Origin of the sequence: Prosthecobacter sp. (assembly GCF_020439865.1) — a bacterium.
Taxonomy (GTDB): Bacteria; Verrucomicrobiota; Verrucomicrobiia; order Verrucomicrobiales; family Verrucomicrobiaceae; genus Prosthecobacter.
This window is the reverse complement of sequence record NZ_JAGRPF010000147.1, coordinates 23,837-42,041: the sequence shown is the minus strand read 5'-3', so window position 1 is coordinate 42,041 and position 18,205 is coordinate 23,837. Positions and strand designations below refer to the sequence as shown.

At 60.4% G+C, this 18,205-nt stretch carries 15 protein-coding genes; 6 read left to right on the top strand and 9 right to left on the bottom strand.

Annotated features, from left to right (window positions below; genetic code table 11):
- Position 1 precedes the first annotated feature (1 nt).
- Both KDL09_RS18135 and KDL09_RS18130 read right to left on the bottom strand, forming a co-directional pair.
- On the bottom strand, positions 2-1,984 hold the full coding sequence (locus KDL09_RS18135; protein WP_294388305.1) for an amidophosphoribosyltransferase: 1,983 nt from the start codon (positions 1,982-1,984) through the stop codon (positions 2-4).
- 102 nt (positions 1,985-2,086) lie between these two features.
- Entirely contained in the window at positions 2,087-2,674 is a 588-nt protein-coding gene (locus KDL09_RS18130) for a hypothetical protein (protein ID WP_294388303.1), read from the bottom strand.
- A 130-nt stretch (positions 2,675-2,804) separates the two neighbouring features.
- Here KDL09_RS18130 and KDL09_RS18125 point away from each other — a divergent pair, with 130 nt between their 5' ends.
- Positions 2,805-4,082, top strand: a complete 1,278-nt coding sequence (locus KDL09_RS18125) for a PQQ-dependent sugar dehydrogenase (protein ID WP_294388300.1) — start codon at positions 2,805-2,807, stop codon at positions 4,080-4,082.
- 44 nt (positions 4,083-4,126) lie between these two features.
- The gene (locus KDL09_RS18120; RefSeq protein WP_294388297.1) at positions 4,127-5,542 is read left to right on the top strand and encodes a sulfatase; all 1,416 of its coding nucleotides are present in this window, start codon (positions 4,127-4,129) and stop codon (positions 5,540-5,542) included.
- Positions 5,543-5,577: 35 nt separating this feature from the next.
- On the opposite strand, the gene KDL09_RS18115 is transcribed toward KDL09_RS18120, so the two are convergent.
- Together KDL09_RS18115 and KDL09_RS18110 are read right to left on the bottom strand one after the other, a co-directional pair.
- Positions 5,578-6,120: a cation transporter gene (locus KDL09_RS18115; protein ID WP_294388293.1), complete on the bottom strand. Its 543-nt coding sequence runs from the start codon at positions 6,118-6,120 to the stop codon at positions 5,578-5,580.
- 9 nt (positions 6,121-6,129) lie between these two features.
- Positions 6,130-7,605, bottom strand: coding sequence for a DUF1501 domain-containing protein (locus tag KDL09_RS18110; RefSeq protein ID WP_294388290.1), 1,476 nt, complete (start codon positions 7,603-7,605; stop codon positions 6,130-6,132).
- Here KDL09_RS18110 and KDL09_RS18105 point away from each other — a divergent pair.
- Together KDL09_RS18105 and KDL09_RS18100 are read left to right on the top strand one after the other, a co-directional pair.
- Positions 7,604-10,207: a M1 family metallopeptidase gene (locus tag KDL09_RS18105; RefSeq protein WP_294388287.1), complete on the top strand. Its 2,604-nt coding sequence runs from the start codon at positions 7,604-7,606 to the stop codon at positions 10,205-10,207. The genes KDL09_RS18110 and KDL09_RS18105 overlap by 2 nt on opposite strands.
- A 5-nt stretch (positions 10,208-10,212) precedes the next feature.
- Positions 10,213-10,584, top strand: a complete 372-nt coding sequence (locus tag KDL09_RS18100) for a metallopeptidase family protein (protein ID WP_294388285.1) — start codon at positions 10,213-10,215, stop codon at positions 10,582-10,584.
- Positions 10,585-10,591: 7 nt separating this feature from the next.
- On the opposite strand, the gene KDL09_RS18095 is transcribed toward KDL09_RS18100, so the two are convergent.
- The 5 genes from KDL09_RS18095 to KDL09_RS18075 all read right to left on the bottom strand — a co-directional run bounded on the left by KDL09_RS18095 (position 10,592) and on the right by KDL09_RS18075 (position 15,706).
- The gene (locus KDL09_RS18095; RefSeq protein WP_294388283.1) at positions 10,592-11,308 is read right to left on the bottom strand and encodes an RDD family protein; all 717 of its coding nucleotides are present in this window, start codon (positions 11,306-11,308) and stop codon (positions 10,592-10,594) included.
- Between the two features lie 66 nt (positions 11,309-11,374).
- Positions 11,375-12,076, bottom strand: coding sequence for an RDD family protein (locus tag KDL09_RS18090; RefSeq protein ID WP_294388281.1), 702 nt, complete (start codon positions 12,074-12,076; stop codon positions 11,375-11,377).
- A gap of 41 nt (positions 12,077-12,117) precedes the next feature.
- A complete protein-coding gene (gene recR / locus KDL09_RS18085) occupies positions 12,118-12,726 on the bottom strand; it encodes a recombination mediator RecR (protein ID WP_294388278.1) in 609 nt (202 codons plus the stop codon).
- A 21-nt stretch (positions 12,727-12,747) separates the two neighbouring features.
- Positions 12,748-14,034 (bottom strand): hypothetical protein, encoded by a 1,287-nt coding sequence (locus tag KDL09_RS18080; protein ID WP_294388275.1) that lies wholly within the window; start codon positions 14,032-14,034, stop codon positions 12,748-12,750.
- The gene (locus tag KDL09_RS18075) at positions 14,024-15,706 is read right to left on the bottom strand and encodes an AAA family ATPase (RefSeq protein WP_294388272.1); all 1,683 of its coding nucleotides are present in this window, start codon (positions 15,704-15,706) and stop codon (positions 14,024-14,026) included. The genes KDL09_RS18080 and KDL09_RS18075 overlap by 11 nt, the downstream gene beginning before the upstream one ends.
- Positions 15,707-15,835: 129 nt before the next feature.
- Between KDL09_RS18075 and argC the strand changes: the two genes are divergently transcribed.
- A complete protein-coding gene (argC, locus tag KDL09_RS18070; RefSeq protein ID WP_294388270.1) occupies positions 15,836-16,885 on the top strand; it encodes an N-acetyl-gamma-glutamyl-phosphate reductase in 1,050 nt (349 codons plus the stop codon).
- A 1-nt stretch (position 16,886) separates the two neighbouring features.
- A complete protein-coding gene (gene argJ / locus KDL09_RS18065; protein WP_294388267.1) occupies positions 16,887-18,182 on the top strand; it encodes a bifunctional glutamate N-acetyltransferase/amino-acid acetyltransferase ArgJ in 1,296 nt (431 codons plus the stop codon).
- The last annotated feature ends 23 nt before the right edge of the window (positions 18,183-18,205 follow it).

The following is an 18,205-nucleotide window of genomic DNA, read 5'->3' as shown; positions in this document are numbered from 1 at the left end:
CCTACAGTAGCGCTTCGTGTGCGCGGCCGTCTTTGGCTTCGCAGTAGAGAATGAACGACTGGTTCACGACGGAGTAGCCACCGGGTGTCGGATAATCGCCGCTGAAATACCAGTCACCGTACTCGGCGCCCAAAGCGCTGTGCAGTCCGGGTATGGACTGGTAGATGACCTCGACAGTGCCGTGCCATGGCGTGTCCTCCGGACTGATCATCTGGGCGATGCGTTCGGAAATTTCCTCATCAGTGAACGGCGCATAAATCGCCTTCACCGCATTGCGCATCTGATCCTTGGGCTTCCTCATCTCAGCTTTGCAGGCCTGATAGGTCTCACGCACAATGTGGGACATGCCGCGGGAACGCAGGAGTGAAATGGCGGCCTGGAATGCGATGAACTTGCCCAGTTCGGCCATGTCGATGCCATAGCAGTCTGGATAACGGATCTGTGGCGCGGTGGAACAGACGATGATGCGCTTGGGATTGGTGCGCGCCAGGATGCGAAGCAGGCTCTTCTTCAACGTCGTGCCACGCACGATGGAGTCGTCGATGACGACGAGATTGTCCTTCTCCGTGACGACACCATAAGTGATGTCGTAGCTGCCGGAGACGAGCGCGTCACGGCCGTTTTCCTGGGCGATGAAGGTGCGCATCTTGATGTCCTTGAGTGCAATCTTCTCCGCGCGCGGCCAGTTGCGCAGCACGAGGTCGTCAAGCTTCGCCTCGTCTTCGGCGTTGAAGTGGCCTTCGCGCAGCATTTGAAGCAGCGCGTCCTTCACCACCACACGGCGGGCTTTCCGCAGGCCGTCGAGGAAGCCAAAGTACGCGGTTTCGGCGGTGTTCGGAATGAAGCTGAGAACCGTGTGCTCAAAGTCGTTGTCGATCGCCTTCACGACCTGCGGCACCAGCTGTTCGCCGAGAGCCTTGCGCTGCTGGTAAATGGCGGAGTCGTTGCCACGGGAGAAGTAGATGCACTCAAAGGAGCAGGGCTTGAACTCACGCGGTTCCGTGAACTTTTGGACGCTCATGCTGCCGTCGGCCTTGACCACGGCGACGTGGGCGGGAGGAAGCTCGCTGACGTCCTCCTCGTGCACGCCGAAAACGGACATCAGGGCGACGCGCTCGGAAGCGATGGCGAGGATCTCGTCGTTTTCGTAGTAGTGACAGGGGCGGATGCCGCTGGGGTCGCGCATCGCGAAGAGATCACCGTTGCCGATGACGCCAACGATGGCGTAACCGCCGTCCCAACGCTTCGCCGAGTCCTGGACGACCTTGGTCACATCGAGCTGTGCGCTGATGTGTGCGGGAATGTTTTCCCCCGACATGCCTGAGTCACGCAGGTCGTGATAAAGTCTGGTGTGCGCCTCGTCGAGCTGAAAGCCGATCTCCTCGAGCACGCTCTGCGTGTCCGTACCGAAGACGGGATGCTGCCCGCGCTTCATCATGATCTGGTTGAGCTCGCGGGTGTTAGTGAGGTTGAAATTCCCCATCACCATCAGCGTGCGAGTTGGCCAGGTGGTTCGGCGGATGTAGGGATGCAGGGCGCCCTTGCCAAAATCGCCGCTGGTTCCGTAGCGCAGGTGACCGATGTAAATCTCCCCCGCCATCTCGAACTCGCGTTTGATGGCCTCGGGGTCTTCCTCGAACGGCACAAACTCCTTGCCTTCCTGGTCACGCTCGTCCTTGCGCTGCTTGTCGATGCGACGGGCGATGCGCTTGAACTCCTTGCGTTCATCGTCAAAGACCTGGGCGATGCGTTCGACGCTCTCCGTGCTGCGCACGCGGAACATGTAGGGGAGGCCGGGGGCCATGTCGAGCTTGGTGCAGCCGATGCCAATGCCGTCCTGACCGCGGTTGCGCTGCTTGGTCATGATCGCCTGAAGGGCGTCAAAGCCGTAGAGGGCGTTGCCGTATTTTTGATAGAAGTATCCGAGCGGCTTTTTCAGCCGCACCACTGCTATGCCGCACTCGTGCCGGATTGGGTCGCTCATTCAGGAAGGAGCGCCCATCATTGGCATGTGGTGGGAGGAGTGCAACACGTGGAATCAGTTTATCTGGATAAGATTTTTGCGTCCTTTGTTATTCACAAAGCGTCAGCGCGTCCCTCGCTGCCACCAGCCAAGCATAAACCCGATCCCTGCCCCAAAACCAAGCCCGTGGAACAATCCCCACCCCAATTTAGCCACCATGGCGACCTGTGGCTTCGTCCAGCCCTCGATTCCAGTCCCCAAAACACCGTACATCCACTTTCCGCCGACAAAATAACCCAGCGTGTGCAGGGCAAAAAGTACCAGCGCCGCGCCCCAGAACCCCACAGGCTTTTTCAGCGCGATCCAGCACACCCATGAGAAAAACAACGTGCCCGCCGCCGCGCCGGTCCACTCACGCAATTTCATGCCCGGCGGATCTTTGATCAAAAACCACGCCAGGCTCCAGATCAGCGCATAGCCAAAGAATGCGGGCAAAAACATGCGGTAGAAGCGCCCGAGCTTGTTTTCTCCCTTCAACAACCCACACAATGCCAGACCGGCTCCACCGAGATAAACGAGAGCGATCAGCGCATACATGCCTATTTCACTGCCGGCCACGCGAGGTGCAAAGGCCCAGATCGAATAGGCTGCCACACTGACAGCGGCAAAACCCAGGCTGCCATGCAGCGTCGAGCGGATGAGAAAATTCATAGGGCGGATTAAACGCCGCATAAAGGCCGACATCTCAAGACGGCTGACTTTGACGAAACTGTGTCTCGAGCGAACTGGCGGCAGCGCTGTCTGCATGGCATGGTCCATGCGGTTCACGCAACCACCCCCAATGAAAAAAATCCCCTGTTCGAGACTCTGGCTGCCCGGCCTGACGCTGGCGGCCTTCTTTTGTGCTGACAGCTCCCGTTGTCACGCCGTTTCCGAAACCGAGGCACCGAAGGCCGTCACCGACGTGCCGGGCATCCCCCCTCTCGAAATTCCCGAGGACCAGATGCCGGGCCTCGTGCTTCGCAAGCTGGCCTTCGACCGTGAGTTTGACTCGCCGGTGATGCTGGCCACACGACCCGACGACAGCGGAGAACAGGTAGTCGCCATGCAGCGCGGTGAGTTCTGCGCCGTGCGGCTCGATGGCAGCGGCCACGGGCGGCCGTTCCTCGATTTCCGCGAAAAGATGAAGACGCTGCTGCTCTTCGAAGAAGGCGTTCATGGCATCGCCTTCCATCCGCGATTCGCCGAAAACGGTCTGTTCTATCTCAGCTACTCGCAGAACGATCCGAGACGGACGGTGATCAGCGAGATGCGCGTATCGAAATCCCCCAACCCCGTGGCGCTGCCCGAAACCGAGCGCGTAATTCTGGAGATTCCCCAGCCGCTGGCGGATCACTGGGGCGGTCACATCGCCTTTGGGCCAGACGGAATGCTCTACATCGCGCTGGGCGACGGTGGCCTGCGTGACGATCCCTACCGTCTGGCGCAGAACCCCTGGGTGTTGCACGGCAAGATCCTGCGGATCGACGTGAACAGCCGCAGCGGCGCACTGCCGTATGCGATCCCTGCGGACAATCCGTTCGCCAAAGAACAAACCGTGCGCGGAGAAATCTTCGCGCTCGGCTTTCGCAACCCATGGGGGCTCTCGTTCGACGCACGTTCCGGCCAGCTCTGGTGCGCCGATGTGGGTCAGGATCTGTGGGAGGAGATCAATCGGGTCGAACGCGGCGCGAACTACGGCTGGAGCGACCGCGACGGCCCGGCCAAAAGCTTTTTCCATGAGCATGGCTATCTGCCAAACCTGGTCACCACCGATCCCGTGCATGCCTACACTCGGATGCGGGGCGAAGGCATCTGCATCGTCGGCGGGCTGCTGTATCGCGGGAAAAAACTGCCGCAGCTCGACGGTTCGTTCGTGTTTGCCGACTGGGGTTTCGGCACCGTCTGGGCGCTGGGGATCGACGCCGCCAGCGGTCGTGCCAGCCGGCGCAGCGTGCTGTATCGCAAGAGCGCGGATCACAAATTCAATCCGACCTTGGTGGCTTCCGATCCCGAAGGTGAGCCGGTGCTGCTCTCCCAAGAGGGAACGATGTACCGGCTGGAGACGGAGGCCCCGTGAGTTGGGGTGCAAGACCCTCTTCATGACTCCGTTCAAGGCGGACCATGAAGCGCCTCCTTGCCTTTTGCCTCCTCGCCACCGCCGCTTTCGCTGCTGAATCGAAGCCGGACGTTCTGTTCATCGCCGTCGATGATTTGAACGACTGGACCAGCTACCTCGGCGGGCATCCGCAGGCGAGGACACCGAACATCGACCGCCTCGTGGCGCGCGGCACCGCCTTCACGAACTCACACTGCGCGGCGCCGGCCTGCAATCCCTCCCGTGCGGCGCTGATGAGCGGCCTGCGTCCATGGGAGACCGGTGTTTACACCAACAACGATCCGGCGCAGGGCGTGATGAAGAACATCGTCACGCTCAACCGTCACTTCCTCGCCAGCGGTTACAACACCCTCGGCGGCGGCAAGATTTACCACGGCTACGGCAGCGAGGGCCGCACGGACACCTGGACCGAGTGGGCGGGCCTTTTTCCCAGCATCAAGGAGCACGAGGAAAACATGAACGGCCTCAACCGCGGCCACTTCGACTGGGGTCCGGTCGATGCCAAACCGTCCGACATGGGTGACTACAAGGCCACCGATTGGGCAATCAACCATCTCAAGACCGCTCCGACCGACAAGCCGCTCTTCCTCGCCCTCGGTTACATCAAGCCGCACCTGCCATGGTATGTGCCGCGCGAATACTTCGACCGTTTTCCACTCGCCGACATCAAGCTCCCGGTCACCAAGGAGAACGACCTCGATGATGTGCCCGCACCCGGCAAAAGGATGGCCGCACCCGAGGGTGATCAGGCCGCGGTGGTCAAAGGCGACCAGTGGAAGAAGGGCGTGCAGGCCTATCTCGCGACCATTTCCTTCCTCGACGATCAGGTCGGCCGCCTGCTCGACGGTCTCGATCAAAGCCCGCGCAAGGACAAGACCATCATCGTGTGGTGGACGGACCACGGCTGGCATCTCGGTGAAAAGGACCACTGGCGCAAATTCACCCTCTGGGAGGAGGCCACACGCACCAGCATGGCCATCATCGCTCCCGGAATCACCAAGCCCGGCACCACATGCGCAGCACCCGTGGACTACGTGAACATGTATCCCACCCTCTGTGAACTCACCGGTCTTCCCGTGCCGGAACACGTCAAAGGCGCAAGCCTGATGCCGTTGCTCAAAGATCCCGCTGCGAAATGGGACGGCGTGGCCGTGTGCACCCACGGCAAAGGCAACCACGCCGTGCGCGACGCCAACTGGCGCTACATCCGATATGCCGATGGCAGCGAAGAACTCTACGATCACTCCAAGGACCCGTATGAGTGGACCAGTCTCGCCGGCGAAGTCGGCATGAGCGACATCAAGACCAAACTCGGCGCCGCAATTCCTCCTCCCGGATCCGAAGTTCCTTCAACCTCCGGAGCCGAGAAAAAGAAAAAAGGCGAAGGCAAAGCGAAGAAGAAAAAGAAGGCGGACGAATAATCCGGTCAGATGCCCTCCACCAAGCAAGGTGGAGATCACTGCCCTTCGCTTTCCACGTTGAAGTCCAGCCCCAGACTTTTCGCGGCTTCCGTCAGCAACGCGATGCTCCACCCCTGTGGAGCGGTCTTTTGCGCATCGACCTCCAAAGGAAGGAAATGAACAACAAGTTCTCCCTTCGCTTTGTCGATCACTTCCATTGTCACGGATTTTTTCCACCCTGCGAACAATCGGCCCACTTTCGCGGCATTCTTCGCATAACCCGGCATGCGCAGCTTCAGCGTGGCGAGGTAGGGCATGCCATGCAGCGGATAGGCCTCGCGCACCGCCTGGGCGATCTGCTGGTCGCTCACCGCTTTAGGATCAAAGGTCACATTGGCAATGGAGTCGATCAACTGCACCACCGTCACATCGGCAACACCCTTGGTCTCCGTCACCGACTGTTGCACCGCATACACGCAACTGCCGCACTCGACGCCCGAGACATAAAATGTGCGGGTCACCGGCTTCGGCTTGTCATCAGCATGAGCGAGGGACGAAAGGCAGGCAATGGTGGTGAGGATGAAGCGGAGAGGAGGCATGAGAATCAATCAAACAAGGCCGCGGATTGGCTGGCCACGAGTGAGGACATTGAGCAAGCCTGAAGGCAGGCCGTCGGTGACGCGGGCTTCGCCGACATCGACGAGCGTGTGCATGATGGTCGAGATCAAATCGGGGATCGTCACCGGTTCAGACGCCGGTTCGCCGCCATTGCGCGCCGACTGGCCGATGACGCGGCCCATTTTCAGGCCACCACCGTAAACCATGAGCGGAGCGAGGCCACCCCAATGATCGCGGCCGCCTTTTACGTTCAGCTTCGGCGAACGCCCCATCTCGCCGCAGCAGACGAGCATGATTTTCTCGCTCAGGCCGCGGGCTTCGATGTCCTCGATGAGCGCCGAAACCGCATGATCGAACGGGCGCCCGACATAGTCCATGCCTGTGCGCACCGGCACATTGTTGATGTCGGAGTGCATGTCCCACACGAAACTGGTCGTGACGGTGACAAAGCCGCAGCCGCGCTCGCACAGACGCCGCGCCATGAGCAGCAGCTTGCCGAGAGTCGCGGCGTTGTCGGCATAGTGCTCGCGGTTTCTCCACTGCGTGCTGATGCGATCCTTCGGCAGCAGCGGTGCCGTGTCGTAGCGGGCGATGAGACGTGGATCTTCTCGCGAGAGATCAAATGCATCGGAAACACCGCGTCGCAGCACATCGAAGGCCAGCGATTGAAACTCCGACATGCCTCCGACCGCTTCGCTTGCATCCATCTGCCGCTTCCACTGATCGAGCGAGGACAGCAGCATGCGCCGGTCATCGAGACGTGCTTGAGGCAGGCTCAGTGTCATGTCCGCCTGCGCACCGCCGCCGGCGCCGGGCACGAATGGCTGATAGGTCGATCCCATCTCTCCGCTGGCGGTGAAATCTCCGAATTGCTTGATGATCGGACCCGTCGTCGCATCCACGGACTGCGGAAACAGCGCCACGTTCGTCGGCATGGCGCTGCCTTTGCGCAGCGGACCGGCGATGCGCGAGTAGAGCGAGCCGAGATTCGCCTTCATCGTGTCCTTGCCGACGATGGTCTTGATGTCATGCACGGCGTCGCCGGTCACAAAGGAACGCACGATGCTGAACTTGTGCGCCAGTTTCGCCAGTCGCTCAAAGCTGCCGCCAAACGTGATGCCGGGCAGCGTGGTTTTGATCTCGCCCGTCACGCTGCGAATTTCCGAAGGCGCATCCATCTTCGGATCAAAGGTCTCAAACTGAGACGGCCCGCCGTGCATGAAGAGAAAGATGACCGACTTGTCCTTGATAAGACGCTTCTGGGACGCGGCCATCAAATCGCTCAAGGACAGTCCGCCCAGACCAAGACCGCCAATACGCAGGAAATCCCGCCGGTGTAGGCGCGAAGAATTCCGGCTCTGGTCGGAGAAGGAGAGCATGACGAGGGCAATACGCGCCGGCACCGGCAGTCCTTCCGCTTTGTCCTTGCCAATCTCCGACGGCTTCGGGATGCTCGCGCCCGTCATGCGTACCACCCATCTTCTTCTCGCCGCGACGTTGCTCTCCTCCACCGCGCTCGCCGATTCCTACGAATGCCGGCACTGCGAGAAGCACCTGCTGCCGCAGCCCGTCAAAATCATCCCGGGCCGCAAATACGCACGCGACCGCCGGGCGGACATCCTGCACTTGAAGCTTGATGTGACACCGGACTTTGCGAAGCGCACGATCGCCGGCACCGCCACGATCCGGTTCAAACCGATCGCGCTGCCGCTGACGACGCTGGAACTCGATGCGGTCGATTTGAAGATCTCAAAAATCACCGCCGAAGGGGCCAGCGTGGCCGAGCATGAGGTGACCAACGACAAGCTCATCATCACCTTTGCCAAAGCCGTCGCACCGGAAGAGGAGGCTGCTGTCGCGGTGACATATTCAGCGCAACCCGAACACGGTCTGTATTTCCGCACACCGGAGATGGGCTACAAGGAAGGCGACACTCAGGTGTGGAGCCAGGGCGAGGCGGAACTGCACCGTTTCTGGTTCCCGAGCTACGACTACCCGAACGAACGCTTCACCAGCGAGGTCATCTGCCATGCCCCGAAGGGAATGGAAGTCGTTTCGAACGGCACGCTCAAGAGTCAGACGCCCGAAGCCGGTGACCGCGTGGCCTGGCGCTGGCTGCAGGACAAGCCGCACGTGAATTATCTCATCGCGATGGCATGCGGTTACTTCCACAAGCTGGAGGACAAGGCCGGCAAACTGCCGCTCGCGCTGCTGGTGCCGCCTTCGCATGCCGCGCAGGCTGCGAATGCTTTCACGGACACGCGGAAGATCATCGAGTTCTACCAGAAGGAAATCGGTGTGCCATTTGCGTGGGACAAATACTATCAGGTCTATTGCCTCGACTTCCTCGCAGGCGGAATGGAAAACACGAGTTGCACGTTCGAAGCCGCCGACATGCTGTTCAATTCGGATATGGAACAGCTTCGGTCGTTGCACGGACTTGATGCGCACGAAACCGCGCACCAGTGGTTCGGCGATCTCGTCACCTGCCGCGACTGGTCGCATCTCTGGCTGAACGAGGGCTTCGCCAGCTACTACACGATCCTCTACGAAGAGCAGAAGCTCGGTCTCGATGCGATGAACCATTCCCTCTGGCATGAGGCGCAGCAGGTGTTTCAGTCGAACGACACGCGTCCGATCGTCTGGCGAGACTACGGCGATCCGATGCAGCAGTTCGACTCGCGGGCCTACCCGAAAGGCGCGTGGGTGCTGCACATGCTGCGCAGCCAACTGGGTGCAGACCTCTACCGTAAGTGCATCCAGACCTATCTTCAGCGGCATCGCAACGGCATCGTCCGCACCGAAGATCTGCAGGACGTGATCGAGGAGGTCAGCGGCCTGTCCTTTGATCAGTTCTTTGACCAATGGCTGTTTCACGGAGGCTTGCCGGAGCTGAAGATCGACTACTCGTGGGATGCCGGCAGCAAGCTGGCCAGGATCACGGTTCGTCAAACACAGAAGCTCAGCGATCAGGTTCGTCTCTTCCGTCTGCCGCTGCCGGTCGGCTTCACCATCGCCGGGCAAAACAAGCCGCTGCAGTTCAAAGCTGACGTCAGCAAGGACGTCGAAGACTTTTACTTCTCCCTTCCCGCCCAGCCCGAACTCGTTCGCATCGACCCGGATTACACCGTGCTGGCGAAGATCACCTTCACACCGCCGGGACCGATGCTCGACAAACAGCTGCAATCTGATGTCATCGGGCGCCTGCTCGCCATCAGCACGCTTGACCACAGGGGCATCGACAAACTCAGCAAGGCGCTGCGTGACGATGCCTTCTACGCGGTGCGATCCGAAGCCGCCAAAGCACTCGCGAAGATCGCCGAGCCCGAGGCGCGCGCCGCGCTCATCGCCGGAAGCAGCGGCCAGAAGGATGCGCGGGTTCGCAGAGCCGTTGTGCAGGCACTGGCCGCGTTGAACACACCGGACGCCAACGACACCCTGTGGAAGATGGCGCAGAGCGAAAAGAATCCTGAGATCCTCGCCAGCATCATCACCACCTGGGGCGCACGCCCTGGCGAACCGGAAATCGCGAAGGCGCTGCGCACGCAGCTCGCGGGAACGAGCTTCAACAGCACCCTTCAACTCGCCGCGATCCGCTCGTTGCGTGCTCAGGATGACGAATCCTCCGTCCCCGATGTCCTCGCACGCCTGCAGTCCCTCAATGACTTGCGCGGTCGCGACGTGGCAACCGCATTTGATTCACTGGCCTTCCTCGCACGTCGTCCCACCAACGCGCAACGCGATGCCGTGCGCGATTTCCTTGCCGAAAAGCTCAGCGATCCACGACGCGACTGGCGCGTGGCCGCTGCCAAGGCACTGGGAACGCTGCGCGACCCGAAAGCGCTGGGCCTGCTGGATTTGATGCTCGCCATCAGCGGCGGAGACATCATCGATCCCGTACTGGAAGCCGCAAAGAAGTCCACGCAGGACATCCGCGCCGGGCTCGAATCCCCCGCCGATCTGAAAAAGCTCTGGGACCGCGTGCAGCAGTTGCAAAAGAAGTCAGAGGAACAGGAGAAAGAAATCGAGACGCTCAAAAAGAAGGCGCAGCCTGCGACCAAAAAGTAATCCTCATGCGCTTCGAACGTCTTCAAACCATCGCCACCAGCGTCGTCAAATCGGCGCTGCTCTCACTGCCGGAAGAGATTCGCAACGAAGCGACCGACTGCCGGATCGAGTTCGTCGAGATGGATGCGTTGATGGACTTCGACGAAGACCTCGACCCCGATCTGCTTGGTTTGTTTGAAGGCAATGCTCGTTGCGATCCGCTGCCCGAATCACCGGACGAAATGCCGCGCATCCGGCTTTTTCTCGACAATCTATGGGACGAATGCGCGGGAGATCTGGCAACTTATCGCCATGAAGTAAAAATCACCTTCCTCCACGAACTCGGCCACTACCTGGGCCTCGACGAGGATGAGGTCGCAGCCATGGGACTGGCCTGAGCCTGAATCAGGCCTCCGGCGGCTGTCCTTCGATCACATGCGTGCCGGCCATCATATCGTGAATGCAGCGGTGATCCGCACGGAAGATGCAGCAGATATCCACAAGCGAGAATAGCGGTCCCAGCAACGGGATGGCGCCGATGATGCCTACGACAAAGGAGCGGACGAGGAAAGCCTTGGCGAAGCCCGGCTTCTCCCCACCTGGGAAGATTGCGATCCGTGTGCCAACGATCTTTTTGCCCAAGGTCTGCCCGCGCGTGCCAAGCAGAACCAGATTGTAGATGAGAAGCGCGAGCAGTCCGATGCCGCCGACCGCCATCGAGATGATCATTCCCATGGAAGGCTCACCACCGCTCTTGTTGTCCATCATGCCAGCGGGGATGATCAACGGAAGCAGGACCACGACTTGGATCAAGCCATCCAGCATCACCGCGCCGAGACGCTGGCCGAGCGAGGCCAGTGTGATCCCCTGCCCAGTGGTAGGAACTGCGACGTTGGCGATTGGAGCCGCGTAAGGGTTGAAACCCGCAGGCTGAGCCACGGCAGCAGGAGGAGCAAACGCCGGCGCACCGAACTTGCTGCTCACCGGCTGCCAGTCGGCCATTCCTTCCGCCCACAGGAGATCGCTCGCGAGAATGCTGCCCGAGGCCAGACCTGACTGAACATCCTGCTCCGAAAAAACTCCCAACTGCTGACTGTCGCGTGCGATGTGATATTGGCTCATGAGACGGCGATTTTAGACCGGATTTGTGCCTGTCCAACAGATTCGCTCCTATGAACTCAAATGAGTTCAATCCTGCACCACAATGGTCTCTCCGATGAGGTCATGCAGGCAGCGCTGGTCTTCGCGGAAGATGAAACAAACGTCCACCAAACCATAGAGAGGCACCACCTGGCCAATGATCGCATTGACGAACGAGCGCAGCAGGAAGGCCTTCACGAAGCCTGGGTTTTTACCATCAGGATGCGTCACGATGCGAATGCGCAGCCACTTCTTCGCAATGGTCTGCCCCTGCTTGGTCAGCAGGACGATGTTGTAGATCGTGAGACCGAGAAATCCGAGCCCCGCCAGAATAAAGCAGATGACAGAACCCACCGGAACGTCCCCTCCGCCACCTGCCTTGGAGTCGAGCATGGCCACACCACAGATTGCCGGGAGTCCGACCACAAGCATTCCCACCAGCCCATCCAGCAATGCCGCACCGAGCCGGCTGCCGCGGGAGGCCAGAGTGAACTGCGGCATCATGGATGGCGTCACCACGTTCGCCTGCGGTGCCGCATACGGATTGAAAGCTCCAGGCGCCGTGAAGGTCGGCGTCGGAAGCGAAGCCGCCGGAGCGCCGAAGCGTGCACTCACCGGCTGCCAGTCGGCCATTCCCTCGCTCCAACAAAGGTCGGTGGCCAGAAACCTTCCTGATGCGAATCCAGACTGAACTTCCTGCTCGGCAAAGACGCCGAGTTGCTGGCCATCGCGTGCGATGTGGTAATTCATGCCGATGCTATGAATGTTCAAAAACCTGCTGTCGAGAAATTTTATCCCATCTTCCGGCGCCCGTGCAGCGCCTGATAAAGGGTCAGCTCATCAACATGATCAAGCCCTCCACCTGCAGGCATTCCTTGCGCGAGCCGGGTGATGGCGATGCCGGCGGGGCGCAGCAGGTCGGCGATGTAGCTCGCTGTGGCCTCACCCTCAACATCTGAGCCGAGAGCGATGATGACCTCTTCCGTATGAAGATCACGCACACGATTCACCAGCGACTCCATGCGCAGATCCTCAGGAGTTACGTTGTCGAGCGGAGAGAGCCTGCCTCCGAGCACATGATACAGCCCCTGAAACGCACCCGACCGCTCCATCCGCAGCACATCAGCGGCCTGCTCGACAACACACAGCTGCTTCTGCTGGCGTCGCGGATCATGACAGAGCAGACACTCGCCGTCGCTCTCGATGAAGAACCCGCAGTCAGGGCATGGAACGATGCGTTCCCTCGCCTCCAGCAGCGAGTCTGACAGCGAGGTGATGCGCTCATCCCGCATCTGCAGCAGCCAGATCATCAGGCGCTCCGCGCTGCGCGGTCCGAGGCCGGGCAGCGATTTAAGCTGTGCGACGAGGCGCTGGATGGCGGGTGGATAATCGATGCGCACGCGAAGAGTGACGGAAAAGAATCAGGTGGCGGCGAGCTGGCGCGAATGTTTCGGCGTCTCCTTGGCGGGCGCCTCTTTTTCTTTCAGTGCCGCCTCGACACGCTCCTTGAAGTATTTGAGCGGCGCATCTTCACGATCCTCGACGGTGGCGTTGCCGAAGCTCTCGAGCGCCTGCTTCAGATCACCCTTCCGATACTGCACCACTCCCTGCCAGAAGGCGTCACGCGCACGGATGTCCTGTTCCGCAAGCGTGCCTTTTTCGGCCAGCAGCTCGTAGACTTCGCTCATCTGACTGGAGCCTGCCGCGCAGACCATTTCCATCGGTCTCACCTCGGCGTTGTCTTTCACCAGTGAATACGTGCGCGCACTCAATAGCACCTTGCTGCCGTACTCGGCGTTCAACACGCAGAGCTGCGCGGAGAAGTCGATCACATCGCCCACGGCGCTGAAGCTTTGGAAATGGTCCGTGCCATACAGGCCGCACACGCCGGGACCGGTGCTGAAGGCCACGCCGATCTGCGCTTTCTTTCCGAAGCGCTGCTCGATCTCACGCGTGAGCGTGGAGAGGTGTGTTCGCAGGACGGCGGCGACCTGAACGGCATGCAGGGCGTGATGCTCATCCGAAAGCGGGAAGCCGAAAAAGACGCGAACCTGGCGTGCGTCACAGTCATCGAGATAAGCTCCGCGGGCGATGAGAAACTCGGAGACGCTGCGCTGGAAGTGCGTGGCCAGATTCTCAAACTGCGGCGCTTCGATGCCGGTGGAGAGCTCACCATGATTGAGCAGGCGGCAGGTGAGCACGGTGATTTCCCGGCGCTCGGTCATCTTCGCGGGATTGTTCTGATCGACGAGCTCTTCAAACAGGTGTGAAGACAGGCGGCCGACAAAGTAGTCACGCATGACGTGACGGCGATAGCCGTTCACCGAGCCGCTGACCGCGATGCCGACGATGCCGGCAAACCAAAGCGCAAGGGATCCCGACACGGGTTCAAAGAGCACTCCACTCATCGCCATGAGACAGGAGAACGTGGCGGTGAGGAAGGTGCCGCCAAGCAGGAACGCAAAACGCCGCCACTGGGAGATCATCTCAATGCAGACCCACGCGCTCGTGAACGCCATGAACGTGTAGTAGCCGTACTGCAGCCAGACGATCTGCCTCAAACCGGCGGCGGGCAGGATGAAGCCGCGGGCAAACAGCATGGCAAACCATTCGGCGGTGCTTTGGAAAAAGCCAAAATGATACAGGGCCAGCAGCGGGATGCAGACGAGCACGCCAATGAACATGGCGGCGGCGTGATTACGATTCATGGGCGGGAATGTCGGGGGTGGGATCGATGACGTTGGATGGAGTCTGCTGCGGGTGTTGGCGGCAGGCGTTGACGACGAGTTCGCTGACGTACTTGTCCGGATTGGCGACTGCTTCGGAGGTCAGCGTGAACCGCGTATCACCCGTGGTGCGGGTCACGAGTTTGAGTCCGAAGGGATAGTCCTTGAAAAGCTTCTCACACATGGCGTCCACATGCATGCCTTCACGCTGCGCACGTGCGGCGACTGCGGCGATGGCAGCGCTGTCGAAATCGAGCGTAAAGCCGTGCTCGCGCTGGAAACGCTCCGCAAAAACCCTCACCTCGCCGGCATGGGCGGCGCCAAGTTCCATGACCTGGCTGGCGGCTTCGGCGCGGCATTGGACCAGCCTTTGCTCCGGATCTTTCACGAGCGCGCCGTCGATCCGCAGTTCGGGCAGGCCGAGGCTGGGCATTTCGAATTTGAAGTCGCGCAGCACGCGCTCCCATGCCGTGACGAGGCCGCGGGCGCCGGTTTTTTCATCCTCCGCACGACTGGCGATCTCGCGCAGCGCATCGTCTTCGAAGACGGCCTTCACACCGTACGCGGCAAACTCACGCTGATACTGGCGGATGAGGCTGCCCTCGGAGTTTTTCATGATCTGAAACATGTCGTCCGCGCTGAGCGGATCGCACACGACGCGCACGGGCAGACGGCCGATGAACTCGGCCTCGAAACCAAAGTCGATAAAGTCCTTGGTGCGCGATTCGCGGAACAGGTGCTCGGCGGCCGTGCTCTTCGAGTCGGAGGAGACAAAGCCGATGGATTTTCGGTTCGTGCGCTTCTCGATGATCTTTTCCAGTCCGCTGAACGCGCCGCTGACGATGAAGAGAATGTTCCGCGTGTTCACCACCTCGCGACCGGTGCGGCCTTTGCGCGTATCAAACATCATCTGCATCTGGCTGCGGATGTCGTTGGGAGCGTAGAGGGCCACCTCCGTCTCCTCCATCAGCTTGAGCAGCGCGGTCTGCACGCCACGTCCGCTCACATCACGGCCCAGGCGTTCCGGACCGCTGCTGAGCTTGTCGATTTCATCCAGATAAATGATACCATGCTCGGCGAGCTCGATGTCGCCATTCGCCTTGGCCACGAGATCGCGAACGAGGTCGTCCACATCCGCGCCGACATAGCCGGTTTCGCTGAATTTTGTCGCATCCGCCTTCACAAACGGCACGCCGATGAGATCCGCGATGTGTTTGACGAGATAGGTCTTCCCGACGCCGGTGGGGCCGATGATGATGACATTCTGCTTCGAAAACTCGAGCTTCGAGCCCGTGGACTCCGATTCACGATCATCGCGCAGCATCCGTGCGTGGTGGTAGTGGTCGCAGACAGCGGTCGCGAGCACCTTCTTGGCCTCGTCCTGCCGGATCACGAAGCGGTCAAGATAGGCTTTGATGTCCGCAGGCTTGTAGCTGAATTCAAAAGCCTTGCCGTTGTCCTGCCGGGTGGGTTCCACAGGCTTCTCACCGCCTTCCAGCGCAGGATGCCCGCCGGGGCCTTCGACGCGGGTGAAGAGCACCTGGCCGCCGAGCGTATTTTTGATGAAGTCCTCCAGCTTCCGCGTGATCTCCTCAGGCGTGCCGGGAGCTTTGGGTTTTTCAGTCTCTGGAGTTTCTGGCGTGGGGTCGCTCATGAGGACAACGACTGTGCGCGAGGCAAGGCCCGCTGACAAGCGGCACGATGAGTGCTGTTTCGGATGAGAATTGCTCTTATTTCAGGGTTGCACGGAACTGGTGACATCCCATACTCCGCCCCCCGCAATATGTCCGCACCTGTCAAAGTCGCCGTCGTTGGAGCCAGTGGATACTCTGGAGCAGAACTCCTGCGCCTGTTGCTGCGCCATCCGAATGTCGAACTCGTGGCGGTGACTTCGCGGTCACTCGCAGGAAAAGCTCTCTCCAAGGAGTTTCCGCGCTTCCGTGGCGTGGGCGTGGCGGATTCCCTGACATTTACCGCTCCGGACGCCGCCGCTCTGGAGGCCGCCGGTGCGGAAATAGCCTTCCTGGCTGTGCCGCATGGCGTGGCATCGGAATACGCGAAGCCGTTGCTCGAACTCGGCCTCAAGGTCATCGACCTGAGCGCCGACTTCCGCCTGCGGAGTCCGGCGCTGTATGAAGAATTCTACGGCCATGCGCATCCCGCGCCGGAATTGCTCGACGAAGCGGTCTACGCGCTTCCCGAAATTCGCGCCGAACAAATCAAGACCGCGCGGCTCATCGCATGCCCGGGTTGTTATCCCACCAGCATTTTGCTGCCGCTCATTCCGCTGCTGAAAGCCGGACTGCTCGCTGATTCTCCGCTTTCGGTCGCCAGCATGAGCGGTGCCAGCGGCGCTGGGCGGAAGGAAAGCATTCCCCTGCTCTTCTGCGAGGTGCAAAACAGCGTGCGCAGCTACAGCGTGCCGGTGCACCGGCATCTGAGTGAAGTCGGCCAGGAACTCGCCCTCGCGGCCGGCCGCGAAGTGAAACTCTCCTTTGTGCCGCATCTCATGCCGACGCATTCGGGCATCTGCACCACGACTTTTGCGCAGCTCGCACCGGGTGCGACGATTGACCAAGTGAGCGCCTCTCTGCATTCGGCCTACGATTCGCAGTTCTTCGTTCGTTTGCTCGGGGTGAATCAGTCTCCCGACACCAAAAACGTCACCGGTACCAACTTTGTGGACATCGGATGGTCCTTCGATGCCCGTGCGGGACAGCTCATCTTGATGAGCACGGAAGACAACATCGGCAAGGGAGCCTCCGGCCAGGCCGTGCAAAACATGAACCTCGTCTGCGGCTTCGAGGCAACCGCAGGACTGCTGAACATCTGACATGCCTCACAGCCACAAATCCCAAGACGATCCGTGCAATGGCCGGGTTCCATTTAAAGTCATCGAAGGCGGCGTGACCGCCGCGAAGGGCTTCCGCGCCAGCGCCGTGAACTGCGGCATCAAGAATCCGGAGGCGACGCGTCTCGACCTCGCGCTCATTGTTTCAGACACTCCGACGGTGACGGATGCTGTCTTCACCACGAACAAGGTGCGGGCCGCCTGCGTGCGCGTTTGCCAGCAGCATCTCAAGGAGAGCGATACCCGCGCCATCATTGCCAACAGCGGCAACGCCAACGCCTGCACCGGCGTGCAGGGCATCCAAGACGCCAAGGCCATGACGAAGGCCGTGGCGGAGGAGCTTGGCGTGAAAATGCGTCAGGTAATGGTCTGCTCCACCGGCATCATCGGCATGCCGATGCCAATCGAACGCATCCTGCCCAAGGTGCCAGCCGCCGTTGAAAAACTAAGCGATCAAGGCAGCGAGGACGCCATGCGCGCCATCATGACGAGCGACACTCGACCGAAGACGTTTGCGGTCGATGTGCCCTGCGGCAAAGGCAGCTTCCGCATCGGCGGCATCGCCAAAGGCGCAGGCATGATCTGCCCGAACATGGCAACCATGCTCTGCTTCATCACCACCGATGCGAAGATTGGCAAGGATGAACTCCATCGCTCGATGCGCTACGCTGTGGAGAAGAGCTTCAACTGCATCACCATCGACGGTGACACCAGCACGAACGACACGGTGATCGTAATGAGCAACGGCCAGTCCGATGTGCCGACGATCCGCAAGAATTCGCCCGAGGCGGAGCTGTTCCGCTGTGCGCTGCACAAGGTGATGCTCGAACTCGCCAAGATGATCGTCTGCGACGGCGAGCGCGTGACCAAGTTCGTCGAAATCCGCGTGCGCAATGCCCGCACGCTAACTGATGCCCGCAAAGTCGCCGAAACCGTCGCGAAATCTCTGCTGGTGAAGTGCTCGTTCCATGGCTGCGATCCAAACTGGGGCCGCATCATTCACGCCGTCGGCTACTCCGGCGCGCGCATCCGTGAAGAGCTCATCGACATCTACTTCGGCGGTCTCCAGGCCTGCAAAGGCGGACTGGCCACCAAGACGCCGATCTCCGAAATGGAAAAGGTCGTGAAGGAGCCCAAGTTCACCGTCACCATCGACCTCAACCTCGGCACCAGCGGCTACACGGTTTACACGAGCGACCTCTCCGAGGAGTATGTGGACTTCAACAGCGCGGAATACTCCGCCGCCATCCACGCGAAACGCCAGAAGGGCTTTGCCTGATCGGCACGCGTATCTTTTTCATC